The organism is Streptomyces sp. NBC_00876 (assembly GCF_045207435.1).
Classification (GTDB): domain Bacteria; phylum Actinomycetota; class Actinomycetes; order Streptomycetales; family Streptomycetaceae; genus Streptomyces.
In genome coordinates, this window is sequence record NZ_CP108800.1 from 440,135 (window position 1) to 462,605 (window position 22,471).

General features: G+C 70.7%; 16 protein-coding genes. 8 read left to right on the forward strand and 8 right to left on the reverse strand.

Annotation, left to right across the window (positions count from 1 at the left end; all coding sequences use genetic code 11):
- Nucleotides 1–92 precede the first annotated feature (92 nt).
- Together OG782_RS02020 and OG782_RS02025 are read left to right on the forward strand one after the other, a co-directional pair.
- The gene (locus OG782_RS02020) at nucleotides 93–449 is read left to right on the forward strand and encodes a YciI family protein (protein ID WP_406447642.1); all 357 of its coding nucleotides are present in this window, start codon (nucleotides 93–95) and stop codon (nucleotides 447–449) included.
- Nucleotides 449–1,708, forward strand: coding sequence for an RNA polymerase sigma factor (locus OG782_RS02025; protein ID WP_406447643.1), 1,260 nt, complete (start codon nucleotides 449–451; stop codon nucleotides 1,706–1,708). Before OG782_RS02020 ends, OG782_RS02025 begins: the two co-directional genes overlap by 1 nt.
- Before the next feature lie 9 nt (nucleotides 1,709–1,717).
- Here OG782_RS02025 and OG782_RS02030 read toward each other — a convergent pair whose 3' ends face one another.
- The 7 genes from OG782_RS02030 to OG782_RS02060 all read right to left on the reverse strand — a co-directional run bounded on the left by OG782_RS02030 (nucleotide 1,718) and on the right by OG782_RS02060 (nucleotide 12,863).
- Entirely contained in the window at nucleotides 1,718–2,044 is a 327-nt protein-coding gene (locus OG782_RS02030) for a cupin (protein WP_406447644.1), read from the reverse strand.
- A gap of 106 nt (nucleotides 2,045–2,150) precedes the next feature.
- Complete coding sequence (locus OG782_RS02035; protein WP_406447645.1) at nucleotides 2,151–3,776, reverse strand: glycoside hydrolase family 13 protein; 1,626 nt, start codon at nucleotides 3,774–3,776, stop codon at nucleotides 2,151–2,153.
- A gap of 124 nt (nucleotides 3,777–3,900) precedes the next feature.
- Nucleotides 3,901–4,860, reverse strand: coding sequence for a carbohydrate ABC transporter permease (locus OG782_RS02040; RefSeq protein WP_406447646.1), 960 nt, complete (start codon nucleotides 4,858–4,860; stop codon nucleotides 3,901–3,903).
- 16 nt (nucleotides 4,861–4,876) lie between these two features.
- Nucleotides 4,877–5,836, reverse strand: coding sequence for a carbohydrate ABC transporter permease (locus tag OG782_RS02045; protein WP_406447647.1), 960 nt, complete (start codon nucleotides 5,834–5,836; stop codon nucleotides 4,877–4,879).
- A gap of 89 nt (nucleotides 5,837–5,925) precedes the next feature.
- Nucleotides 5,926–7,350: an extracellular solute-binding protein gene (locus tag OG782_RS02050; protein ID WP_406447648.1), complete on the reverse strand. Its 1,425-nt coding sequence runs from the start codon at nucleotides 7,348–7,350 to the stop codon at nucleotides 5,926–5,928.
- 329 nt (nucleotides 7,351–7,679) lie between these two features.
- Nucleotides 7,680–11,960 (reverse strand): discoidin domain-containing protein, encoded by a 4,281-nt coding sequence (locus OG782_RS02055; RefSeq protein ID WP_406447649.1) that lies wholly within the window; start codon nucleotides 11,958–11,960, stop codon nucleotides 7,680–7,682.
- A gap of 408 nt (nucleotides 11,961–12,368) precedes the next feature.
- Nucleotides 12,369–12,863: a GNAT family N-acetyltransferase gene (locus OG782_RS02060; protein ID WP_406447650.1), complete on the reverse strand. Its 495-nt coding sequence runs from the start codon at nucleotides 12,861–12,863 to the stop codon at nucleotides 12,369–12,371.
- A 207-nt stretch (nucleotides 12,864–13,070) separates the two neighbouring features.
- Here OG782_RS02060 and OG782_RS02065 point away from each other — a divergent pair, with 207 nt between their 5' ends.
- The 5 genes from OG782_RS02065 (at nucleotide 13,071) to OG782_RS02085 (ending at nucleotide 19,724) form a co-directional block, all read left to right on the forward strand.
- A complete protein-coding gene (locus tag OG782_RS02065) occupies nucleotides 13,071–13,808 on the forward strand; it encodes a 4'-phosphopantetheinyl transferase family protein (RefSeq protein ID WP_406447651.1) in 738 nt (245 codons plus the stop codon).
- A 47-nt stretch (nucleotides 13,809–13,855) separates the two neighbouring features.
- Entirely contained in the window at nucleotides 13,856–15,496 is a 1,641-nt protein-coding gene (gene pgm, locus OG782_RS02070; RefSeq protein ID WP_406447652.1) for a phosphoglucomutase (alpha-D-glucose-1,6-bisphosphate-dependent), read from the forward strand.
- 128 nt (nucleotides 15,497–15,624) lie between these two features.
- The gene (locus tag OG782_RS02075) at nucleotides 15,625–17,979 is read left to right on the forward strand and encodes an FHA domain-containing protein (RefSeq protein WP_406447653.1); all 2,355 of its coding nucleotides are present in this window, start codon (nucleotides 15,625–15,627) and stop codon (nucleotides 17,977–17,979) included.
- A 9-nt stretch (nucleotides 17,980–17,988) separates the two neighbouring features.
- The gene (locus OG782_RS02080; protein ID WP_406447654.1) at nucleotides 17,989–18,705 is read left to right on the forward strand and encodes a hypothetical protein; all 717 of its coding nucleotides are present in this window, start codon (nucleotides 17,989–17,991) and stop codon (nucleotides 18,703–18,705) included.
- On the forward strand, nucleotides 18,705–19,724 hold the full coding sequence (locus OG782_RS02085) for a serine/threonine-protein kinase (protein ID WP_406447655.1): 1,020 nt from the start codon (nucleotides 18,705–18,707) through the stop codon (nucleotides 19,722–19,724). Before OG782_RS02080 ends, OG782_RS02085 begins: the two co-directional genes overlap by 1 nt.
- Here OG782_RS02085 and OG782_RS02090 read toward each other — a convergent pair.
- Nucleotides 19,721–20,911, reverse strand: a complete 1,191-nt coding sequence (locus tag OG782_RS02090; RefSeq protein WP_406458798.1) for a streptophobe family protein — start codon at nucleotides 20,909–20,911, stop codon at nucleotides 19,721–19,723. The genes OG782_RS02085 and OG782_RS02090 overlap by 4 nt on opposite strands.
- Nucleotides 20,912–21,150: 239 nt before the next feature.
- Between OG782_RS02090 and OG782_RS02095 the strand changes: the two genes are divergently transcribed.
- Entirely contained in the window at nucleotides 21,151–22,458 is a 1,308-nt protein-coding gene (locus OG782_RS02095) for a DUF6777 domain-containing protein (RefSeq protein ID WP_406447656.1), read from the forward strand.
- Nucleotides 22,459–22,471: the final 13 nt, after the last annotated feature.

Below are 22,471 nucleotides of genomic sequence, written 5' to 3' on the forward strand. Positions count from 1 at the left end.
CGGCCGTGTTCCGTGTCGATCCGGGCGGCGGCCGTTCGTATAGAGGGTGGGACGGCGGCACGGCGCCGGCGTCGCCTGCCAGGAGGCACATCATGAAGCACTATCTGCTCAGCGTCGTCACACCGACCGACGGCGTTCCGCCCTCCCCCGGGGAGCTGGAAGCGATCATGCGGGACGTGGAGGGTTTCCACCGGGAGCTCCGGCAGGCCGGGGCCTGGGTCTTCGACGGCGGGCTGAGCGCACCGGACACGGCCACCGTCGTACGGGCGAAGGACGGCGGCACGATGCTCACCGACGGCCCCTACGCCGAGGGGAAGGAGTACCTCGGCGGGCTCAGCATCGTCAAGGCCCCCGATCTGGACGCCGCACTCGACTGGGGCCGCAAGGCCGCCCTGGCGATCGGGCTCCCCATCGAGGTCCGGCCCTTCGAGGGTGAAGTGGAGGGCTGATGCCGGGTACATCCGGCCGGGCCGGCCCGGCCGGAGGACCGGCCGTGCCCGTCGCGGACATCGAGCGTCTGTTCCGCGACGAGTACGGCCGGTGCGTGGCCGTGCTCGTCGGCGCCTTCGGTGACATCGACATCGCCGAGGAGGCGGTCCAGGAGGCGTTCACCACCGCGCTCGGCCGGTGGCCGGAGACCGGAGTGCCGCCGGCACCGGCCGGCTGGATCATCACCACCGCGCGCCACCGCGCCATCGACCGGCTGCGCCGCGAGGCCTCGCGTGCCGACCGGCACGCCCGGGCGGCGCTGCTGCACGCCCGCGGAGAACCTGCCGAGGAGGGCCCCGTGAAGGACGACCGGCTCCGGCTGATATTCACCTGCTGCCATCCCGCGCTCTCCACCCCCGCGCAGGTCGCTCTGACCCTGCGGCTGCTCGGCGGACTCACCACCGCGGAGCTGGCGCGCGCGTTCCTGGTTCCGGAGCCGGCCATGGCGCAGCGGCTGGTGCGGGCCAAGGCCAAGATCCGCGATGCCCGGATCCCCTACCGGGTGCCGGCCGACACCGATCTGCCCGAGCGGCTCCGCTCGGTCCTGGCCGTCGTGTACCTCGTCTTCAACGAGGGGTACGCGGCCGGTTCGGGAGAGCGGCTGGTCCGCGAGGACCTCTGCGCGGAGGCGGTCCGCCTCGGCCGGCTGCTGACCGGTCTGATGCCCGACGAGCCGGAGGCTGTGGGGCTGCTCGCGCTCATGCTGCTCGCCGAGTCGCGGCGTCCCGCACGCTCGGGACCGGACGGCGCGCTGGTGCCTCTGGACGAGCAGGACCGCGGGCTGTGGGACCGCACGCTGATCGCCGAGGGGCAGGCGCTCGTCCGGCAGTGCCTGCGGCGCGGCAGACCGGGCCGCTACCAGATCCAGGCCGCGGTCAACGCCGTGCACAGCGACGCCGCGGTCGCGGCCGACACCGACTGGGGCCAGATCCTGCGGTTGTACGACCAGTTGCTGGCCATGGACCCGAGCCCGGTGGTGGCGCTGAACCGTGCGGTGGCCGTGGCCGAGGTGGCGGGGCCGCAGGAGGCTCTGGCGCTGGTCGACGGGCTGGATCTCGGCGGCTACTACGTGTTCCACGCCGTACGGGCCGATCTGCTCCGCAGGCTGGACCGTGTCCCTGAGGCCGCGGCCGCTTACGAGGCGGCCGCCGGGCTCACGGACAACAGGGCCGAGCAGGACTTCCTGCGGCGCCGCCGCAGTGCGCTGCCCGGGGGCTGACCCGGGCCGTCAGCCGTTGACGGCCGTCAGCAGCACCACGGCGTCCTCGAGGGCGAGCAGTCCGTGCCGTTCCTGAGCGATCGGGTGCAGCCGTCCGGCTGCCAGTTCCACATCGCCGGATGCGGCCGTGAGCCGCACCGAGCCGCGCAGCACCTGGAGGGAGGCGGCGGGCGGGGCGTTGTGCTCGTCGAGGGCGGAGCCCTCGGTCAGCGCGATGACGGTCTGCCGCAGCGGCTCCTCGTGCAGCAGGAGGTGGGCGCTGCGGCCGTGCGGGGAGGTGCGGGCCGCCGCCAGGTGCTCGTCGGCGAGGGCATTCAGGTCATTCGGAGCGTCCATACGCCCCACTGTGCCGCAGCCCTCGTGCTCCCGCGATCCTGCCGGCGGGCCCGGCCGCGCGGAACACGCGGCCGGGCCCGTGGGCGGTACTCCGGTGGTGGCACGCTCAGGTCCGCAGCCAGACCGCGGTGTCCTGAGGCAGCCGTCCCGCGCCGTCCAGCGGACCGCTGGCGAGCAGGAGCTCGGTGTGCGGGGGAAGCCCGGCCGCCTCGGCGGCCAGATTGACGACACAGACGAGCCCGTCGGTCCGGGTGAAGGCGAGGACACCGGGGGCCGCGTCCAGCCAGGTCAGCCGCCGTATGCCGGGCTCCCCCGCGGTCTCGAACCCCGGTTCGGTGCGGCGCAGGCGCAGGGCCTCGCGGTACAGGGTGAGCATCGAGTCCGGTTCGCCGCTCTGCAGGTCGGCGGCGTACGCGGACCAGCCGGCCGGCTGCGGGAGCCAGGGCTCCGCGGTGGCCCCGAATCCGGCGTACGGCTCCCGCGCCGACCAGGGAAGCGGTACCCGGCAGCCGTCGCGTCCCGGGTCGATGCCGCCCTTGCGGAAGTGCATGGGGTCCTGGATGCGGTCCAGGGGGATTTCGGCTTCCGGCAGTCCGAGCTCCTCGCCCTGGTAGAGGTAGGCCGCGCCGGGCAGGGCCAGCGAGAGCAGGGCCGCGGCCCGGGCCCGCCGGGTGCCCAGGGCCAGGTCCGTCGGGGTGCCGAAGGCCTTGGCGGAGAAGTCGAACCCGGTCTCCGTACGGCCGTAGCGGGTGACGGTGCGGGTCACGTCGTGGTTGCACAGGACCCAGGTGGCCGGTGCTCCCACCGAGGCGTGTTCGGCGAGGGTGTCGTCGATGGCGGTCCGCAGCAGTCCGGCGTCCCAGGGGCAGGCCAGGAAGTTGAAGTTGAACGCGGTGTGCAGTTCGTCGGGGCGCAGGTAGCGGGCGAACCGTTCGGTGTCGGGGAGCCACACCTCGCCGACGAAGACGCCGTTGTACTCGTCGGCGATGGCGCGCCAGGAGCGGTAGATGTCGTGCAGTTCGTCGCGGTCGACGAAGGGGTGCGGGTCGCTGCCCACGACGAAGTCGGGCAGTGCGGGGTCCTTGGCGAGCAGGGCCGCCGAGTCGATCCGTACACCGCAGACGCCGCGCTCGAACCAGAAGCGCAGCACCTCCTCGTGCTCCTGGCGGACCGCCGGATGGGCCCAGTTGAGGTCGGGCTGCTGGGTGGCGAAGAGGTGGAGGTACCACTCGCCGTCGTCCAGCCGGGTCCAGGGGGTGCCGCCGAATTCGGAGACCCAGTCGTTGGGGGGTATCTCGCCGTCGGCGCCGCGTCCGGGACGGAAGTGGAACAGGTCGCGCTCGGGGCTGCCGGAGCCGGCCTCGAGGGCGGCCCGGAACCAGGCGTGCTGGTCGGAGACATGGTTGGGAACGATGTCGATGATGGTGCGGATGCCCAGTTCACGGGCTTCGGCGATCAGCTTCTCGGCCTCGGCGAGGGTGCCGAACGCCGGGTCGATGGTGCGGTAGTCGGCCACGTCGTAGCCGCCGTCGGCGAGCGGCGAGAGGTACCAGGGGGTGAACCAGAGTGCGTCCACGCCCAGTTCGACGAGGTGGGGCAGCCTGGCCCGTACCCCCGCCAGGTCGCCGGTGCCGTCACCGTCGCCATCGGCGAAGCTGCGTACATAGATCTGGTAGATGGCGGCGTCGCGCCACCAGTTCGCGGTGGCGTCGGACGGACGGTTGGCTGCCACGTGGCGTTCCTTTCGGGCAGGTGGTACTCCGCCGCCGGCCCGGCGAGCGGGGCAGGATGCAGGGGCCGGCGGCGGAGTGCTGAGGGGAGGCGGCTGAGCGGGGACGTGATCCCGGAGCGGGGTGTCAGCCCTTGAGGCCGCCCGCGGTCAGACCGCTCATGATGTTGCGCTGGAAGAGCAGGAAGATGAGCAGCGTCGGGACCGAGGCGATGGTGAGCGCGGCGATGAGCACGTTCTCCGGCACACCGCTGGCCAGCGAGTAGATCCCCACGTTCAGGGTCTGCTTGCTCGGGTCCGGCAGCGTGAGCATCGGCCAGAGGAAGTCCTTCCACACGCCGACGACGGCGAAGATGGAGACGACTCCGAGGATCGGCCGGGAGATCGGCAGGACGATCGAGCGCAGGGTGCGCAGGGGCGACGCGCCGTCGATGGCGGCGGCGTCGAGGAGTTCGCGTGGGATGGAGTCGAAGAATCGCTTCAGCAGGAAGATGTTGAAGGCGTTGGTGACCGACGGCAGCCAGATCGCCCAGGGCGAGTTGACCAGATTGCGCTGGAAGACCGGGACGTCCAGGACCGTGAGGTACTGCGGTACGACCAGGACGGTGGCCGGGATCATCAGGGTGGCGAGCATCATGCCGAGGATGACCTTGCCGAACACCGGCCGGAGCTTGGACAGCGAGTAGGCGGCCGCGACGTCGAAGACCAGCTGGAAGGCGAGCGCGCCGAAGGCGTAGTACAGGGTGTTGAAGAGCAGCCTGGACAGGTCCATCACGGTCCATGCCTGGCTGTAGTTCTCCGTGTGGAGCGAGCTGGGGAAGGCCGTGGGCGGGCTCTGCACGACCTCCTGGGTGGTCTTGAGGCCACCGGTGACCATCCAGTACAGGGGCCCGAGGAAGGCCACCGTGAACAGGATGACCACCAGGGCGAAGACGGTCCAGTAGAAGGCCTTGCCGCGGGGTCTGCCCAGCTGGGCCGGTGAGATCAGGGTCCGCTGGCGCCCTGGATCGGCCGCGCGTGCGGCCCTGCGCCGTGCGGACTTGCGTACGTCGCTCCCGCGCCGGGAGACAAGCGTGTTCGATGCCATGGTCCTGGCTCCCGTCCTAGTCTTCGCTGCCGCGGCTCAGTCGTACGTACACCGCGGAGAATCCCGCGAGGACGACGAGCAGAACGAGGCCGAGTGCCGCCGCGCTGCCGTAGTTGTTGAAGTTGAAGGCGTACTGGTAGATGAGGTAGACGACGGTGGTGGTGGAGCCCTCCGGGCCGGCGCCGTTGGTGAGCAGGAACGGTTCGGTGAAGACCTGCATCGTCGCGATGACCTGCATCAGCAGGAGCAGCGAGAGGATGAGCCGGGTCTGCGGGATGGTGACGTGCCAGACCTTGCGCAGCAGCCCCGCACCGTCCAGTTCCGCCGCCTCGTACAGCTCCCCCGGGATGCCCTGGAGTGCGGCCAGGTAGATCAGGGTGGCGCCGCCCATGTTCATCCAGGTCGCCGCGATGACGACCGAGAGCATGGCGGTGCCGGTGTCCTGGAGCCACTGCTGCGCGGGCAGGTGGAAGATCTCCAGGACGCGGTTGAAGAGCCCGTAGCCCGGGTCGTAGAAGTACTTGAAGAGCAGGACGGAGGCGACCGGCGGCAGCATCACCGGGAGGTAGACCAGCAGCCGCAGATAGCCCTGTCCGTGCCGGAACTCGTTGAGCACGACGGCGACGACGAACGGGACGACGAAGCCGAGCAGCAGGGCGAGCACGGTGAACAGCAGGGTGTTGCGCCAGGCCTGCCAGAACGCCGGGTCGTTGAAGACGTAGGTCAGGTTGGACCAGCCGGCCCAGGTGGTCTTTCCGTCCTCGGTCTTCTGGAAGGCCAGGATGAATTCCCGGACCATCGGGTACCAGGAGAAGAGCGAGAAGCAGAGCACCGCTCCGATCAGGAAGCCGTGTGCTGAGATGTTGCGGCGCACGGCGCGCAGGAACTCCTCGCGGGCGGAGTCCCGGCGGGCGGGGCCTGGATGTCCTGGACGAGGCCTGGTCGCCTTGCGGGAGGACAGGGTGGGGGCCGACATGGTGTCTCCTCGGTGCCGGTGAACTTCGAGCGCAGTCGGACGGGTCCGGATGCGGGACCGGGTCCGCGTGACCCGGCCCCGCGCGTCCGTTACTGGTTCGCCAGAACCTGGTTGACCTGCTGCTCGGCGGTGGAGAGCAGCTTGTCGATGTCGGCTCCCTCGTTGGTCAGCACACCGGACATGGCGTTGTCGAGGATCTTGTAGATCTCCTGCGCCTTCGGCGGCTCGGCCTTGCCGGGGACGGGGTTGTCCATGAAGGCCTTGAAGTTCTCGACGGGCATCGTCGCGTTCGTGGCGCGCGCGGCGTCGTCCTTGGTCTTGCTGTCACCCAGGAAGAAGTTCGGCTGCGGCAGCCCGACGGGGAGCTTGTCGGCCTTGGTGCGGGCCCAGTCGAACTGCCCCTTGCCCGGTGTGAGGTTCTTGAAGTTCAGCCAGGCGATGCCGGCCTTGATCTGGTCGGGCGAGGAGCCCTTCTTGATCATGTAGTTGTTGCCGCCGAAGAGGGTGCCCTTGGCGCCGGGGATCGGGCCCAGGCCGAAGGTCTCGTACTTGGCGCCGAGCTGCTGCACCATGTACGCGATGTCGTCGGGTGCGGCCAGGAACATGCCCAGCTTGTCGCTGGCTATCTGCTTCTGGAGGTCGCCCCACTTCAGCAGCTGGGTCTTGCCCATGCTGTCGTCCTCCCAGCGCATGTCGTGCAGCTGCTGGAGGACCTGCTTGCCGGTGGCGTTGTTGAAGGCCGCCTTCTTGCCGGAGGCGTCGACGACGTCACCGCCGAGGCCGAACTGGGTGGCCGCGAAGTGCCAGCCGCCGTTGTTGCCCGCGCTGTACTCGCCGTAGCCGGAGATGCCCTTGCCGAGGTCCGCGATCTTCTTGGCGGCGGCGCGGACCTCGTCCCAGGTGGCCGGCGGGGTGTTCGGGTCCAGACCGGCCTGCGTGAACAGCGTCCGGTTGATCATCAGGCCCATGGTGTAGTTGCTGGTCGGCAGGGCGTAGAGCTTGCCGTCCTTGCGGGCCACGTCCACGACCTGGGTCTGGATGTCCTTGATCGCGGGCACGGACTTGTCGTTGACGTAGGCGGAGATGTCCTCGGCGCCGTCGTTGTCCAGGACCTGCTGCAGGTCGCTGAAGTACGCGTAGAAGACGTCGGGCTGCGACTTGCCCTTCAGCATCGCCGTGAAGCGGGGCGGCTCATTGCACTGGCCGGGGGTGGACTTTCCGTTGATCGTGACGTTCGGGTACTTCTTGTTGAACGTCTTGATGTCCTCGTTCCACTCGCGCAGCTCCGCGGCCTTGGCCGCCGGCGGCATGCAGTCGATCGAGATCGTCACCTTCGCCTTCGGGTCGAGCGGGGCGGAGGGATCGGACGAACCCTTGGACGCGCTGTTCGAGTCCCCGTCCTTGCTGCTGCTCGTGCCGCAGGAGGCGAGCGAGGTCAGGGCAAGTGCGGTGACGAGGGCAGCCGCGGAGGCACGGCTGATACGGCGTGTGCGGCGCAACCCAGCACTTCTCATCGATGGTCCCCTTTGGGCATGAGCGTGGATGGCCCTCGGCCGACTCTCTGCCGGGGCGAGGCACACTCAATCAGCGTCGACATGTGAACGCAATATCTCGCGCAGTTTTCGTAAAAGTTTGACAGAGGTACGCACGCGCCGCGCCCTGCACGACAGCGACGCGCCGCCCGGGCTCCACGGAGCCGGGGCGGCGCGTCAGGGTTGGTTCCGCATGGTTCGCGGTCCCGCGGCGGCGCCGATCATGCAAACTTCGCACGTCAGGGCGCAAGGAATCTACGCACCGCGGAACGCCGTCCGGCAGGCCGGACGGCGCCCGGGTGCGACGGCCGCTACGGGTTGATGTTGATCTTCATGGTGGACGTCGTGTTCTTCACGTCCTGGGCGTTGCCGCTGAGCTTCAGCCCGTTGAAGGTCACCTCACCGACGGCGGGCCCCTGGCCGGCCTCCGGCATCTCGTTGGCCCACAGCCCGAATCCGGACTTGGCGTCGAAGGCGTCCCCGCTCTTACGGGCGCCCGAGACCGTGATGTCGGTCAGGATGGTGTCCTTGATCGGGAACTGGGGCTGTCCTCCTACGTAGTTGGTCTGGAACATGATGCCGCTGTAGGTCGGGTCGACGATGTCCACATGGTTGATGCGGATGCCCTGGAAGACCTTGGAGGCGGAGAACAGCCAGATCCCGGGGAACGTCTGCGTCCCCCAGAAATGGCCGCCGGAGCGGACCACGGACACGTTCTCGACCGTCGTCGGATCGGTCCCGAACCCGTTCATCGGGTAGCCGAAGTCCAGCGAGCTGACGGTGATGCCGGAGTAGACCAGGGTGTCCGCGATGTGGATGTTGCGGAAGGTGTTGTTGTAGCCGCCGTAGACGGCGACGCCCGCGGCGCGCCAGGTCAGCAGGGAGGTGAGGTTCTCGTAGACGTTGTTCTTCATGTCCGCGCCACCGGAGTCGATCGCCGAGAACAGCGCGAAGCTGTCGTCGCCGGTGGCCCGGGACTCGTTGTTGACGACGTGGTTGTCCGTCGAGCCGTTGGTCATGTTGATGCCGTCGGCGAACGTGTTGCGGATGCGGGAGTTCTTGATGGTGATGCTGTCGGTGTTGGCCCCCCAGTAGAGGCACACCTGGTGCTCGTTCCAGACGTTGTCGATCACGATGTCCGAGACGTTGGAGAAGTCGAACACCTTGCCGGGGCCGTCGATGCGCGACGTGTAGTTCCCGAAGTACGCGAAGTTCGCGAACGACGAGCCCTTGGCACTGGCCTCGGCCCGGAAGCCGTTGTCCGTGTTCTCCTGGCCGGAGGGTGCGAAGAACCTGGTGTACCAGGGACCGGCGCCGACGACCTTGACGGCCTTCCCGTAGACCTGGAACTTGCTCGCGGTCTGGTAGTCACCGGCCGGCAGGTAGACGCCGGCCAGCTTGCCCGTGGTGTCCATCCGGACCTTGTCCAGGGCGTTCTGGACGTCCTGGTGGGTGAACCCGGCGGGAACGGCGTAGGCGGCCGCGTCCGGGTTCGGAATCTGTTCCGCCTGCTCCAGGCTGATGAAGTCGATCGCGTACGTGCTGGTGTTCGCGGCGTCCTTCTGGAGCCGGATCCTGCTGCCGGCCGGGACGGTCCTGCCCAGCAGCATGTTCGCCTCGTCGTAGATGTGCCGCGGCGAACCCGACCCCGGGGAGTTGCCCGGACCGGTCTCGGCGCCGTACAGCCAGGCGTACTTCGAGGTGAGGTCGATCGCCTTGAGGAAGGTTCCGTCCACGTAGACGTTCAGCTTGGAGTCGATGCCCCCGCCGCCCGCGGAGTCCGGGATGGAGAAGCGGGTCACCAGGGAGTTGGTGCTCGCCCTGGTGGTGAACTCGACGTAGTTTCCGGTGCTGTTGAGGGTGACGGCCTTGCGGCCGGACGCCTCGCCCGCCACGTCGCCGACGGTCCTGTTCGGGCCGACGACCTGGGCGCCGCCGCCGGTGACCCCGTCCTCCGCCTCGTACATGTCGTACGGCATGTTCGCGCCGCGTCCGACGAAGAGCGAGCCGGTGGTGGTGTTGTTCTCGCGCTTCACCGGGAGTTCATTGGCGTCGTCGGCGATCACCGTCTTCACGGAGTACGAGCCGTTGACCGCCGTCCAGCTGCCCAGGCTCACCGGGGCACCCGTCGCACCCGCGGCGATCGCTCCGGTGTAGGTGCCGGTGAGGGTCTTCACCGTGACGCCCTTGGAGTCGAGCAGGGTCAGCGTGATGGCGTGACCGCCCGCCGCGGACGCCACCGTGCCCTGGTTCTTGACAGCGACGGAGAAGGTGACGTTCTGGCCGCTGGACGGGGCCGAGGGCGAGGTGCTGACCCCGGTGGAGACCAGGTCCGAGCTGGCGACCGGCTTCACGACCAGGCCGGTCGCGCTCGTGTAGGTGTTGTCGGTCTCGTTCTGCTCGATGACCTCGTTGGCCGGGTCGGCGACGGCACCGATCTCGTACGTACCGGCGTCCCGCGCCCCGATCTCGGCGCTGACCTGGGCGGATGCCCCGGCGGCCAGTGCTCCCACGGACGCGGTGGCGACCTTGGTCCCGCCGAGCCGGAATTCGAGCTTGCTCGCCGGTGAAGCGAGCGCGCCGCTGTTGCGGACCGTCGCGGTCAGCGTGAGCGGGTCCGACTCGACCGGCGCGGCCGGAGCCGCCGTCACGGACCCGACCTGGAGGTTCGGGTTGGGGGCCGGGGCGCCCAGGACCTGGAACTCCGCGACCTGACCGGCGCCCGCGCCGGTGTTGGAGTTGAACTTCAGCTGGACGTCGGCGACTCTGCCGCTGACCGGGATGGTCACCGCGTTTCCGCTGCCCGGGCTGAACGCGTAGTCCTTGGCCGCGACCAGACCGGTGAAGGCCGAGGCGTTCTGCTCGCGGCCCAGGACCTGGATGTTCTGCGTCCTGGCGCCCCAGCTGCTGTCCGGGTTGAGCTTGACGACGACGCTCTCCGTGTCGGCGTTGGAGCCCAGCTTCACGGTCAAGGTGTTCGGGTAGCTGCCCCCGGCGCCCTCCCAGTAGGTGGTCAGCTGGTTGTCGTTGGCGTTCTCCGCGACGAACGCGTTCACCACGGACGAGGCGGTGATGGGCTTGCCGATCGCCAGGTTGGACGCCGAGCCGGTGCTGCCGTTGCGGGTCACGGTGTTGCTGTCACCGGAGGTGTTGCCGGCCGCGTCCTTGGCCCGGACGGTGTAGGAGACGGTGGTGCCGGCGGACTGGGTGTCGGTGTAGGTGGTGACATCGCCCGCCACACTCCTGCGCAGCACGTTGTTGGCGTAGATGTCGTACCCGGTGACGCCCTTGTTGTCGGTGGACGCCTGCCAGACCAGCTTGATCTGACCGGCGGTCGCCTCGGTGAAACTCAGGTTCGCCGGTGCGGTGGGCGCCTGGGTGTCGCCGGTGTCCCCGCTCCGGGTCACGGTGTTGCTGTTCGCCGAGGCGTTGCCCGCCGCGTCCTTGGCGCGGACGTAGTACGACACGGTGGAACCGGCCGGACGGGTGTCGGTGAACGTGGTGACGTCGCCCGCCACACTGGTGAGCAGCGCGTTGTCGGCGTAGATGTCGTAGCCGGTGACGGCCGTGTTGTCCGTCGACGCGTTCCAGGTCAGCTTGATCTGACCGGTGGCCGGTTCGGTGTACGCCAGTTGCGCCGGCGCACTCGGCGCCTGGGTGTCACCGGACTCGGGACCGTAGATCTCCAGCTCGGAGACCTGCGCGCCCGGCTGGACGGAGTTGGCGCTGACGAGCACGCGTACATACCGGGTGGTGGTGGCGTCGAACGAGATCGTCGCCGACTCGCCGGCCGTGGGGCTGAAGGTGTACGCCTGGGGCTGCGTCACGTCACTGAAGTCCGTGCCGTTGGTGCTGCTCTGGATCTTCAGCGTCTGGCTGCGGGTCTCCCAGCCGTCCGGCAGCCGCAGGACCACCCGGTCAACCCGCACCGAGGACCCGAGGTCGGCCTGGATCCACTGGGGCAGGGCGCCGTTGCGGCTCTCCCAGTAGCTGGCCGCGTTGCCGTCGTTGGCGTGGGCGGCGATGTACGTCTCGGTGTAGCTGCTGGCCGTGAGCGTACGGCCGGCGGCGAGATTCACCGACGACTCCGCCGCGGCGCGCACCTCCAGCTCGGCGAGCTGCCCGTTCTTCGAGGCGGTGTTCGCGGTGATGTTCGCCCGTACGAACCGGGCCCGGGTGGCCGGGACGGCGATGGTCACCTTGTTGGAGCTGCCCGGTGCGAAGGTGTAGGCCGCCGAGGTCTTGAGCGTCGTGAAACCGGTGCCGTCGGCGCTGCCCTGGAGCGAGAGGGTCTGCCGGCGGCTCTTCCAGTTGGCGGGAAGCTTCAGCGTGACCTGGTCGATGCGGGTGACCTTGCCCAGGTCGCTCTGTACCCACTGGGGCAGCGAACCGCCCGCCCCCTCCCAGTACGTCGACTGCTGACCGTCGGCGATGTTCCCGGCGGCTTTCCCGCTGCTCGCGGCCGCTCGGTGACCGGCGGCGATGTTCGGGCCGCCGGCCGCCGACGCGTTCAGCGCCGGCCAGGCGACCATCAACAGGCTGGTGGAGACGGTCGCGGAAAGAACCCGCCATCTCCAGCGTTGCGTTCTCATATGTCCCCGATCTTCGGCCTCGGCGCAGGGGACGGCCGAGGCGCGGCTCTGTCTGCGTACCTGCCGGGGCATGAATTCCTGCACCGACAGGGTGGACTTTTGCGTTTTGCGGTCAGAGAGTTGCAGAGAATTGACGGGGAGTCCACCGTTGCGACAGAACCCGAAACTCAAACGGACTCGACCATCCCGCTTCAACTAACCAGGTATTCAGGGCGTTTGATGACAAGTCAGCCGCCCTGCACCGCTCCGTCGCTCGACGCAAGAAATTTGCGTACATACGCAAGCCGCTGAAAGGTGCCAGCTGGGAGGGGAGGTTGCGCCCCACGAAGGCCGGACACGACGACGAGCGGGGTCCGCAGCCGCGGACCCCGCTCGTGTCTCCTGTTTCCGTTCTCCCGTCGGCCCGCCTCAGCCCGAGGGGCTCCACCGGTATCTGACGTCCGGCTCGTTCTCCTCGTTGCGGCCGCCGTCGTCGAACGCGACCGCGGTGAAGCCGTGCCGCTCGTAGAAGGCGCGCGCCGCGGTGTTGCGCTGGAAGGCATAGAGGGAGAGCCCTTCGGGGCTGCTCTCCTTCGCGTGCGCCAGCAGGAGCGTGCCGATGCCCCGGCGCCGCATGTCCGGGCTCAGATAGAGCTGCTCGAGTTCGCCGCCGTCGAGCGAGATGAAGCCGGCGAGCTCGACGGCTCCGCCGTCCTGGTGGAGCTCGGCCACCCGGACGTCCGTGCCCGGCAGCACGACATGGGTGATCCAGGCGAGGGTGTCCTCGTCGCTGTGCACCCTCGGCAGATAGGGCATCGCGGCCGCGCGGGAAGCGAGCAGGAGCCGGGTGAGAGGGCCCGCGTCGTCTGCGCGGGCCTGCCGCAGCACGGCCGTGCCGGGGTGCGGGCGGCTTTCCGGAGGCATCCGGTGTCTCCTGTCCGAAAGGGGCCGGTGCCCGGTGGGGCCAAGGGCCGGGAAGGGGCACACCGCACCTCCTGGGGCGCGATGACCTGGTCACACTGTGATCGAACATACGTCGGGCCCGCTCCGGATCTCCATAGGATATGGATGACCGCTCCGCCGTCGACGCTCCCTCACGGCACCCGACCCGGCCAAGGAATTGACGTAACGGTGTATCAGCCCGAAGTGTTCGCACTCACCGACGACGGCTACCGGGGCCCCGCACCCTCCTGGCGGCCCGGCGCCCCCGCCCTGTGGCTGGTGGACGTGGACCTGACGGGCGAGCACGCCCGGCGGATCGCGCCCGGGACACTCGACCCGGCGGAGCTCGGCCGCGCGGACAGGCTGATCTCCGCGGCGGACCGCAACTGCTACACCGCGGCCCACGTGGCCCTGCGGGTCCTCCTCGGCGCCCGGCAGGGCGTCGCCCCCGAAGCCGTACGGCTGACGCGCGAACGCTGTCCGTCCTGCGGCGGCCCGCACGGCCGCCCCGCGACCGGCGGCGGTATCCACTTCTCGCTCTCGCACACCCGGGGCATCGCGCTGCTCGCGTTCGCGGACGTACCCGTGGGAGTGGATGTGGAGAGCGTCCCGGAGGCCCGGATCGTGTCGGAGATCGAGGGGCAGCTGCATCCGGCCGAGTCGCGCGAGCTGGCGGAACTGACGGCGGAACAGCGGCCGGCCGCCTTCGCCCGGGTGTGGACCCGCAAGGAGGCGTACCTCAAGGGCGAGGGCACCGGCCTGGTCGGTGGCCTCGACCGCGAACACGTGGGCACCGGTCCCCGGCCTCTGCCCGGACCGGCGGGCTGGGCCGTCACCGATGTCGCCGTCCCCGCCGGATACGCGGCGGCGGTGGCCGTCAGCACGGCGGGGCAGCCTCCCGCCCACGACGGCGACCGGCGAAAATGACCGGGCGGGCAGGAACGTACCGACCGACCGATACGGAGGAGTGGCAGATGCCGCAGACACGAGCCGGACAGCAGGCGCGCCCGGAGGATCTGACCGATGTGGCGCGGCTGGTGACGGCGTACTACACGCTGCACCCCGATCCGGCCGAACCCGGCCAGCGGGTGGCCTTCGGCACCTCGGGGCATCGCGGGTCGTCGACCGCCACCGCGTTCAACGAGGACCACATCGCGGCGACGAGCCAGGCCATCAGCGAGTACCGGGCCATGCAGGGCACCGACGGGCCGCTGTTCCTGGGCGCCGACACCCACGCGCTGTCGGAGCCCGCACGGGTCACCGCCCTCGAGGTGTTCGCCGCGAACGACGTGAGCGTGCTCATCGACTCCGCCGACGGATACACCCCGACGCCCGCGGTCTCGCACGCCGTCCTCACGTACAACCGCGGCCGCGCCTCCCACCTCGCCGACGGTGTCGTGGTCACGCCGTCGCACAATCCGCCGGGGGACGGCGGGTTCAAGTACAACCCGCCGAACGGCGGCCCGGCGGGCTCCGACGCCACCGGCTGGATCCAGGACCGGGCGAACGAGATCATCACCGGCGGTCTCAAGGACGTGCGCCGGGTGCCGTACGTCCGGGCGCTGGCCGCGCCCTCGACCGGCACGTACGACTTCCTGGGCAGCTATGTGGCCGACCTGCCGTCCGTGCTCGACCTGGACGCCGTGCGCGCGGCCGGTGTACGGATCGGCGCCGACCCGCTGGGCGGCGCCTCGGTCGCGTACTGGGGCCGCATCGCCGAGCAGCACCGGATCGACCTGACCGTGGTCAACCCGCTCACCGACCCCACCTGGCGGTTCATGACGCTGGACTGGGACGGCAAGATCCGGATGGACTGCTCCTCCCCGTACGCGATGGCCTCGCTGATCGCGCAGCGCGACCGCTTCCAGATCGCCACCGGCAACGACGCCGACGCCGACCGGCACGGCATCGTCACCCCGGACGGCGGGCTGATGAACCCGAACCACTACCTCGCCGTGGCCATCAACTACCTGTTCGCGCACCGGGACCGGTGGCCGGCCGGTGCGGGTATCGGCAAGACCCTGGTATCCTCGGGCATGATCGACCGGGTCGCCGCCGATCTGGGCCGGGAGCTGGTCGAGGTACCGGTCGGGTTCAAGTGGTTCGTGGACGGCCTGGCCGACGGATCGCTCGGGTTCGGCGGCGAGGAGTCGGCCGGGGCCTCGTTCCTGCGCCGGGACGGTTCGGTCTGGACGACGGACAAGGACGGCATCCTGCTGGCGCTGCTCGCGTCCGAGATCCTCGCGGTGACGGGCGATTCGCCGTCCGCGCACTACGCCGCACTGACCGCCCGCTTCGGTGAGCCGGCCTATGCCCGCATCGACGCACCGGCGGACCGCGAGCAGAAGGCGGTGCTGGCGCGGCTCTCCCCCGAGCAGGTCAGCGCCGACACCCTGGCGGGCGAACCGGTCACGGCCGTGCTCACCTCGGCGCCGGGCAACGGTGCCGCGATCGGCGGGATCAAGGTGACGACGCAGAACGCCTGGTTCGCGGCGCGTCCCTCGGGCACCGAGGACGTCTACAAGATCTACGCGGAGTCCTTCCTGGGCGCCGAGCATCTGGGCCGGGTCCAGGAGGAGGCCAAGGCCGTCGTCTCCGCGGCCCTGGACGCCTGACACCCCGGGCGTCCGACGTGATGCCGCCTGCCCGCACCGGGCCGGTGCGGGCAGGCGGCATCACGTCGGACGCCTCGCCGGCTCCCTGCGGCCGGGCACATAACCGTACCGGTCGATAGAATTCGGGCATGGGAGAGCGGCCTGTCGCGCCGACTGCGCCCGAGCTCGTACTCGAAACCGACGCAGGACCCACGGTGATGAGTCCGAGCCGGGAGTACCACATCGGACGTGACCCCTTGAGCGACATCGTCATCGACGACGTCCGGGTGTCCTGGCACCATGCGGTGCTCAGACCTCTGGCAGGCCATTGGTCGATCGAGGACGAGGGCAGCACGAACGGCACTTACTGCGGCGGGCGGCGGATCGGGACGTCGGACGTCGGGCCCGGCACGGTCATCCGCTTCGGCCATCCGGCGGACGGGCCGCAGGCCGTTCTGAGCGGCCGCAGCAGCGCAGATCCCGAACCCCTGCCACCGGACCGTCCGTCCGCCGTCTCCATGCCCGCCGCCACCGGCACGTTCCGGCAGCCGACCACCGTACGGCCGCTGCCCACCCGCACGCTGCGGATCGGCCGCGGATCCGGCAACGACCTGGTCGTCGACGATCTGAGCGTCTCGCGCTGCCATGCCGAGCTGCTGTCCCATACCGACGGGACGTACGAGATCGTCGACCTCGATTCACACAACGGCACCTTCCTCAACGGCCAGCCGGCCGACCGCGCCCTCGTCTCCCCCGGGGACATCGTCGGCATCGGGCACTCCGCCTTCTGTCTGGTGGGCGACACGCTCCAGGAGTTCGTCGACACCGGTGAGGTGTCGCTCGACGTCCAGGACCTGGCGGTCACCGTCGACAAGGGACGCAGGACACTGCTCGACCACGTCTCCTTCCCGGTGAGCGAGAAGTGCCTGCTGGGTGTGGTGGGACCCAGCGGTGCGGGCAAGTCCACACTCCTGAACGCACTCACCGGGCTGCGTCCCGCCGACGAGGGCACGGTGCTCTACGACGGCCGCGATCTCTACCATGACTACGCCGAACTGCGTCAGCGCATCGGCCTGGTGCCCCAGGACGACATCCTGCATGCCCAGTTGACCGTGCGCAAAGCCCTCGGATACGCCGCTGAGCTGCGGTTCCCGCAGGACACCGCCAGATCGGAGCGCCGGGAGCGGGTCGCCGAGGTGGTGCGGGAGCTGGGGCTGGAGCAGCGGGCCACACAGCCGATCCACAGTCTCTCCGGCGGTCAGCGCAAGCGGGTCAGCGTGGCGCTCGAACTGCTGACCAAACCGTCACTGCTCTTTCTCGACGAGCCGACATCGGGACTCGACCCCGGGATGGACCGCTCGGTCATGCACATGCTGCGCGGTCTGGCCGATGACGGGCACACCGTCATCGTCGTGACGCACAGTGTGCTGAGCCTGGACGTGTGCGACCGGCTGCTCGTCCTCGCACCGGGTGGGAAGATCGCCTACTACGGGCCGCCCGAGGACGCCCTGGCCTTCTTCGGATTCTCCGAGTGGCCGGAGGCGTTCGAGGCCTTCGAGAACGACCGTGAGCGGCCCTGGGCCGATGAGTTCGCCGCCTCCCCCTTCCACCGGCGTTACATCACCAACGCCAGCGCGCAGCCCCTGCTGCCGCACGAGGCGGCCGCGGAGGTCGCCCCGCCGCCGAAGACCCGCAGCTGGGGTGCGCAACTGAGAACCCTGGTACGGCGGTACGCGGCCGCGCTGAGCGCCGACCGGACCTTTCTCGTCATCATGATCGCGCTGCCTTTCGTGATGGGCGCCATGACACGGGCCCTCGCCGGGAGCAGGCTGACGCAGGAGACGGCGATGAACGCGCTGCTGATCCTGTGTGTGGGCGGAGTACTGACGGGCGCCGCCAACGCGGTGCGGGAGCTGGTCAAGGAACGGGCGATCTACCAGCGGGAACGGGCCGTCGGCCTGTCCAGATCCGCGTATCTGATGTCCAAGGTGGTGGTGCTGGGCACCATCACGGTGCTCCAGGCCGTCGTGCTGACCCTCGTCGGTCTCGTGGGGGTCGATCTCAACGCCCCCGGTGGAAAGGGCGTACTGCTGCCGCCCCTGGCCGAAATCACCCTGACGGTGGCGCTGTTGTCCTTCACCGCGATGATGCTCGGCCTCCTGGTGTCCGCGCTGGTGCGCAAGGAGGAGGTCACCATGCCTCTCCTGGTGCTGCTCGCGATCGTCCAGGTCGTCTTCTGCGGGGCGCTGCTGAAACTGCACGGGGTGCCCGGCATCGAGCAGCTGGCCTGGCTGATCCCCTCCCGCTGGGCGCTGGGCGCCATGGCGGGGACGATCGGTCTGGCCAGGATCGTGCCAGGGAAGCTGACCGCGGACCCGCTGTTCGAGCACTCCGCCGGAATCTGGCTGCTCAACACGGGGATGCTCGTCGTGCTGTCGGCCCTCTTCGCATGCGCGGTGGCCAGGCTGTTGCGCCGGCACGAGCCCGCCATCATGCGGAAGTAGGAGCGGCCCATGGCGACCGAGGACTTCCGCCCGACCCATGTCGTCCCCCAGGACGGGCTGCCCGCCTGGGAGTCGCCCGACGTGTCCCGGCCCACCGAACCGCTCGATCCGCTTCTCCCTGTCCAGCTGCTCGACCGGCGCGGCGACTGGGGGCAGGTCCTGTGCGCGAACGGCTGGTCGGCCTGGGTCGACGGCCGGCTGCTCGTGTCCGTACCGCGCGAACCGCCGCGGGCCGGAGCGCCGCCGGCCCGGACGGCCGATCCACTGCCGCTGATGGCCCGGGTCCAGGAGTCGCTGGAACGGTTCCGGCGGGCCGCCGAGGAGCTCGCCGACGGCCGCGTCGACGGGGAGACGTTCCGCCGGCGCACCCGGGGACTGCGCGTCGGCATGGTCGTCGACGGCGACGCCGTGTGGCTGTACGACGCCGAGCACGAGCGCTGGGTGTACACCGACGGGGCCCGGATGACCACCTACGCGGCGCAGGCCGGTCCGGGCCGTCCGAGCGGCGCCCCGGCGGCCGGGTCCGGGGCCGGTCCCGGGGCGACCCGGCTCGTCGGCCCCGACGAGGCCGCCGCCCACCGTACGCCCCGGCCGCCGGAATCCGTTGACACAGCGGACACCGGGAGTCCGGCGCCCGGCGATCCTGAAAAGACCCGGCTGCTGCGTCCCGCGGAAGGGCCCGGCCCTTCCGCCTCGCATCCGCCGACCCGGCGGGGTGAGGGCTGATGTGCCCGCCCCCCGGTCCCTCGCACGAATCCTCGCTGCCCGCCGGGCGGCCCTCCGACCTGATCGGCCGGCAGATCGCGGACTATCTGGTGGAGGGCGAGATCGGGCGCGGCGGTATGGCCGTCGTCTACCGGGCCAGGGACCTGCGGCTGGACCGCACGGTCGCCCTCAAGCTGCTGGCCCCGGAACTCGCCCGCAACGACACGTTCCGCAAGCGGTTCACGCATGAGTCACGGGTGGCGGCCGCGATCGACCATCCGCACATCGTGCCGGTCTTCGAGGCAGGTGAGACCGAGGGCATTCTCTACATCGCCATGCGCTACGTCGCCGGTCAGGATCTGCGTGCCCTCATCGACCGGCAGGGGCCGCTGCCGATCGGCACCGCCGTCCGGATCGCCGCGCAGGTGGCGTCGGCCCTGGACGCCGCCCACGACCACGATCTGGTGCACCGGGACGTCAAGCCCGGCAACATCCTGGTCGCGGCGGGCACCGACAGCGACCATCCGGAGCACGTCTACCTCACGGACTTCGGCCTGACCAAGAAGTCGCTCTCCCTGACCGGGTTCACCTCGGTGGGCCAGTTCGTCGGCACGCTCGACTACGTGGCGCCCGAGCAGATCTCGGGCCGCCCGGTGGACGGGCGCTGCGACGTCTACAGCCTGGCGTGCGTCGTGCACGAGACGATGGCCGGTGCGCCGCCGTTCCAGCGCGACGACGACATGGCGCTGTTGTGGGCCCACCAGTTCGACCCGCCGCCGGCGTTGACGGCCTTGCGCCCCGGTCTTCCGGCGGGCGTCGACGCGGTGCTGGCGAAGGCGCTGTCCAAGAGCCCGGACGACCGGTACGACTCCTGCCTCCAGTTCGTGGCCGCGTTGCGCGCCGCTGCCCGCGGCGAGGTGCGCGGCGGCCATGCGCCGACCCAGGTGGACCGGCGGATCGGCGCGTGGACGTCCGGCGCCGAACCGCCGCCCGCGCCGCCGCGGTGGGCTCTGCCGGTGTTTCCCGGGCTCCCGGGCTAAGGGCTGTCCCGGGAATCCACCTCGCCGCGCCGGTGGACGCGGGAGGCGAGCAGCCCGCCGAGGCAGCCGGTCACGAGCCCCCACAGCACGGCGAGTCCGAGCGCGCCCCAGAGCCGCGGTCGCAGCAGCACCTCGCCGCCCAGCCCGCCGCCGAGGTCGCCGAGGCCCAGCAGGGACAGTCCGTAGTGCGCGGAGACCTGGACGAGCAGGCACACGGCGAGCACGGTGAGCAGGAGCGCCGCGGCCATGTGCAGGGCATGCTGCCAGGGGCGCATCCGGGCGGGTGAACGCGCGGCCATCAGGAACGCCGCCGCCAGAGTGAACAGGGCCGCCACGACGACGCACCACCAGACCCGGCCGTCCTGCTCGGCGAGCGTGCCGACGTTCAGGGTGGCGAGGTCCGGGGTCCGCAGGACGGAGTCCAGTACCTGGGGCATCGGCAGCCCGAACGGCCCGTCCACCTTTCCCTCCCAGGACGCCCCGAGGCCCAGGGTGAGCACCAGCCAGACGAGGTTGGGCAGGCCGAGCAGGATCACCGCGAAGGTCGCGGCGGGCTGCCCGCGCGTCACCGCGACGACGAGTGCGATGACCAGGCCGAGCGCCACGTACGCCAGCAGCAGCGCCACCATCGCGTACGCGGCCGGGCGCACCGATTCCTGGAAGCGCACCAGCCGGGCGGGCAGCGGTGCACCGCGTGAGACGAGCAGGGCCAGCACGAGGACACCGGCCAGCCAGAGCAGGCCGAGGACGAGGGTGAGCGGGATCTCTGCCTCGAATCCGGCCCGGGGCGTGGCGTCGAACACGTCGCCGATGACGCCGCCGGTCGGGTCGGCGCCGGGGATCCCGAAGGTCTGCCGGGCCAGGAGGCACAGCCCGATGAGCACCGGGGCCCAGAGCAGCGCGATCCGGGCGGCCCAGCCCGCCAGTTCGCGGGCGGTGGCGACGGCGCGGTGTCTCAGCGGCCGCAGGAATCCGGCCGCGAGCACCAGCACACCGGCGAGGGTGACCGAGAGGGGCAGCGCGGAGATGTCCGCATGCGTCCGGGCGAGCTCCCCCGCGTTCCCGGACAGGGCGACCGACCCGCCCGCCGCCATGACGACGACGGCCGCGACCACCCGGGGGAAGGAGCCGCCGGGCAGATCCGCGGCGCCGGCCGCCCACAGTCCGAGGGCGGCGGTGACGCCCATGACCACCAGTGCGGCGAGAACGGCCAGGAGTGCGTCGGCCCAGCCGTGCGCGACGCGGTGTCGTGTACCGCCCGGGCCGTCCGATCCCTGTGTCCTCACGCGCCCACGCTAGGCAGTCCGGTTGCCGGCCGCCCCCCGGGTGAGCCGACCGCGTCGGCTTGCGGGCCCCTCGGAGGCGGGGCACAGAATGACAGATACCGGAAGAATCCAGCACCGGCCCTGGCATGGGGAGGAGAACCGTGAGTGACCAGCCGCCATCGTCCGGCCGCCCCACGGGGCCGCCCTCCGGACCGCTTTCCGGCCCTTCGCAGGAGCGGCCCGTCCCGCCCCCTCCCGAGCGCCCGTCAGGTCCGCCGGCCGGTCCGCCCTCGGGCGGCGGCAGCCGGGGCGGGTCCGGTGGTCCGGGCGGTCCCGGGGAGGCCCCGCGGGACTCCGGCGACGGTGGCTCCCGGACCCCTTGGTGGCGGTCGGTGCCGAAGGTCGTGACCATCGCCGTCGCGCTCGTGGCGGCGGTGGTGCTGACGGTCGTCCTCACCCGGCCGGACGGCTCGAGCAACGCGGGCGGTGAGGTGTTCCTCCAGGCGGCGGGATCGACCGGCCCCGACCCGTTCACCGGCTCGACCGCGCGCGGCACCGCCGGGGACGCGACGCCCACCGCGGTGCCGAGTCCGGCGGCGAGCGCCTCGGCGACGCGGTCCAACGTCACCCAGGGCGTGGACGGTTCGGCCCCCGGCCTGTACGGGGGCACCCGCAAGGTCGCCAGCTGCGACGTGGAGAAGCAGATCAGCGCGTTGTCGTCCCAGCCGGGCAAGAACAAGGCGTTCGCCTCGGTCGAGGACATCGACCCGTCCGGTGTCCCGGCGTACCTCCGCTCGCTGACACCGGTGCAGCTGCGGCTGGACACCCGCGTCACCAACCACGGATACGACAACGGTGCCGCCACGAGCTACCAGGCGGTCCTTCAGGCCGGTACGGCGGTGATGGTCGACGACCGCGGTGTGCCCCGGGTGCGCTGCGCCTGCGGCAACCCCTTGCTGCCGCCGGTCGCGCTGAAGGGAACACCGAAGCAGACGGGTGACGCCTGGCCGGGATACCGGGCGTCGAACGTCGTGGTGGTGGAGCCCGCCCCGCAGCCGGTGCACGTGTTCGTCATGTTCGACCCGCGGAGCGAGGGCTGGTTCTCACGCGATGCCGGTGACACGGGCGGCGGCGACAAGAAGACGGATCCGCCCGCCGACCGGAGCGCCTCGCCGTGTCCGCCGGGCTCCGGCGGCAAGCCGGACCCGGTATGCCCCTCGGGCTCCTCGTCCGCGCGGTCCCCTTCGTCCGAACCGCCGCCCGGCCCCTCGACGCAGCCCGGCGAACCGTCCACGGAGCCGCCTTCGCCGCCCCCGTCGTCCGAGGAACCGCCCCCTCCGCCGCCCTCCTCAAAGGCGCCGCCGACATCGGAGTCGGCCCCCGGGCCCGTGACGCCGCAGACCGCGGAGTCCGAGGGCCCGCCCGCCCCGCCGGGCTCCGGTGACGGTGCGTCGGACGGGACCGCCTAGAGCGCGCGGGACG

Coding starts and splice junctions, on each gene's coding strand:
- OG782_RS02020 (WP_406447642.1), top strand. CDS start 93: ATGAAGCACTATCTGCTCAGCGTCGTCACACCGACCGACGGCGTTCCG.
- OG782_RS02060 (WP_406447650.1), bottom strand. CDS start 12,863: ATGCCTCCGGAAAGCCGCCCGCACCCCGGCACGGCCGTGCTGCGGCAG.
- OG782_RS02055 (WP_406447649.1), bottom strand. CDS start 11,960: ATGAGAACGCAACGCTGGAGATGGCGGGTTCTTTCCGCGACCGTCTCC.
- OG782_RS02050 (WP_406447648.1), bottom strand. CDS start 7,350: ATGAGAAGTGCTGGGTTGCGCCGCACACGCCGTATCAGCCGTGCCTCC.
- OG782_RS02045 (WP_406447647.1), bottom strand. CDS start 5,836: ATGTCGGCCCCCACCCTGTCCTCCCGCAAGGCGACCAGGCCTCGTCCA.
- OG782_RS02085 (WP_406447655.1), top strand. CDS start 18,705: ATGTGCCCGCCCCCCGGTCCCTCGCACGAATCCTCGCTGCCCGCCGGG.
- OG782_RS02040 (WP_406447646.1), bottom strand. CDS start 4,860: ATGGCATCGAACACGCTTGTCTCCCGGCGCGGGAGCGACGTACGCAAG.
- OG782_RS02075 (WP_406447653.1), top strand. CDS start 15,625: ATGGGAGAGCGGCCTGTCGCGCCGACTGCGCCCGAGCTCGTACTCGAA.
- OG782_RS02025 (WP_406447643.1), top strand. CDS start 449: ATGCCGGGTACATCCGGCCGGGCCGGCCCGGCCGGAGGACCGGCCGTG.
- OG782_RS02090 (WP_406458798.1), bottom strand. CDS start 20,911: ATGGGCGTCACCGCCGCCCTCGGACTGTGGGCGGCCGGCGCCGCGGAT.
- pgm (WP_406447652.1), top strand. CDS start 13,856: ATGCCGCAGACACGAGCCGGACAGCAGGCGCGCCCGGAGGATCTGACC.
- OG782_RS02080 (WP_406447654.1), top strand. CDS start 17,989: ATGGCGACCGAGGACTTCCGCCCGACCCATGTCGTCCCCCAGGACGGG.
- OG782_RS02030 (WP_406447644.1), bottom strand. CDS start 2,044: ATGGACGCTCCGAATGACCTGAATGCCCTCGCCGACGAGCACCTGGCG.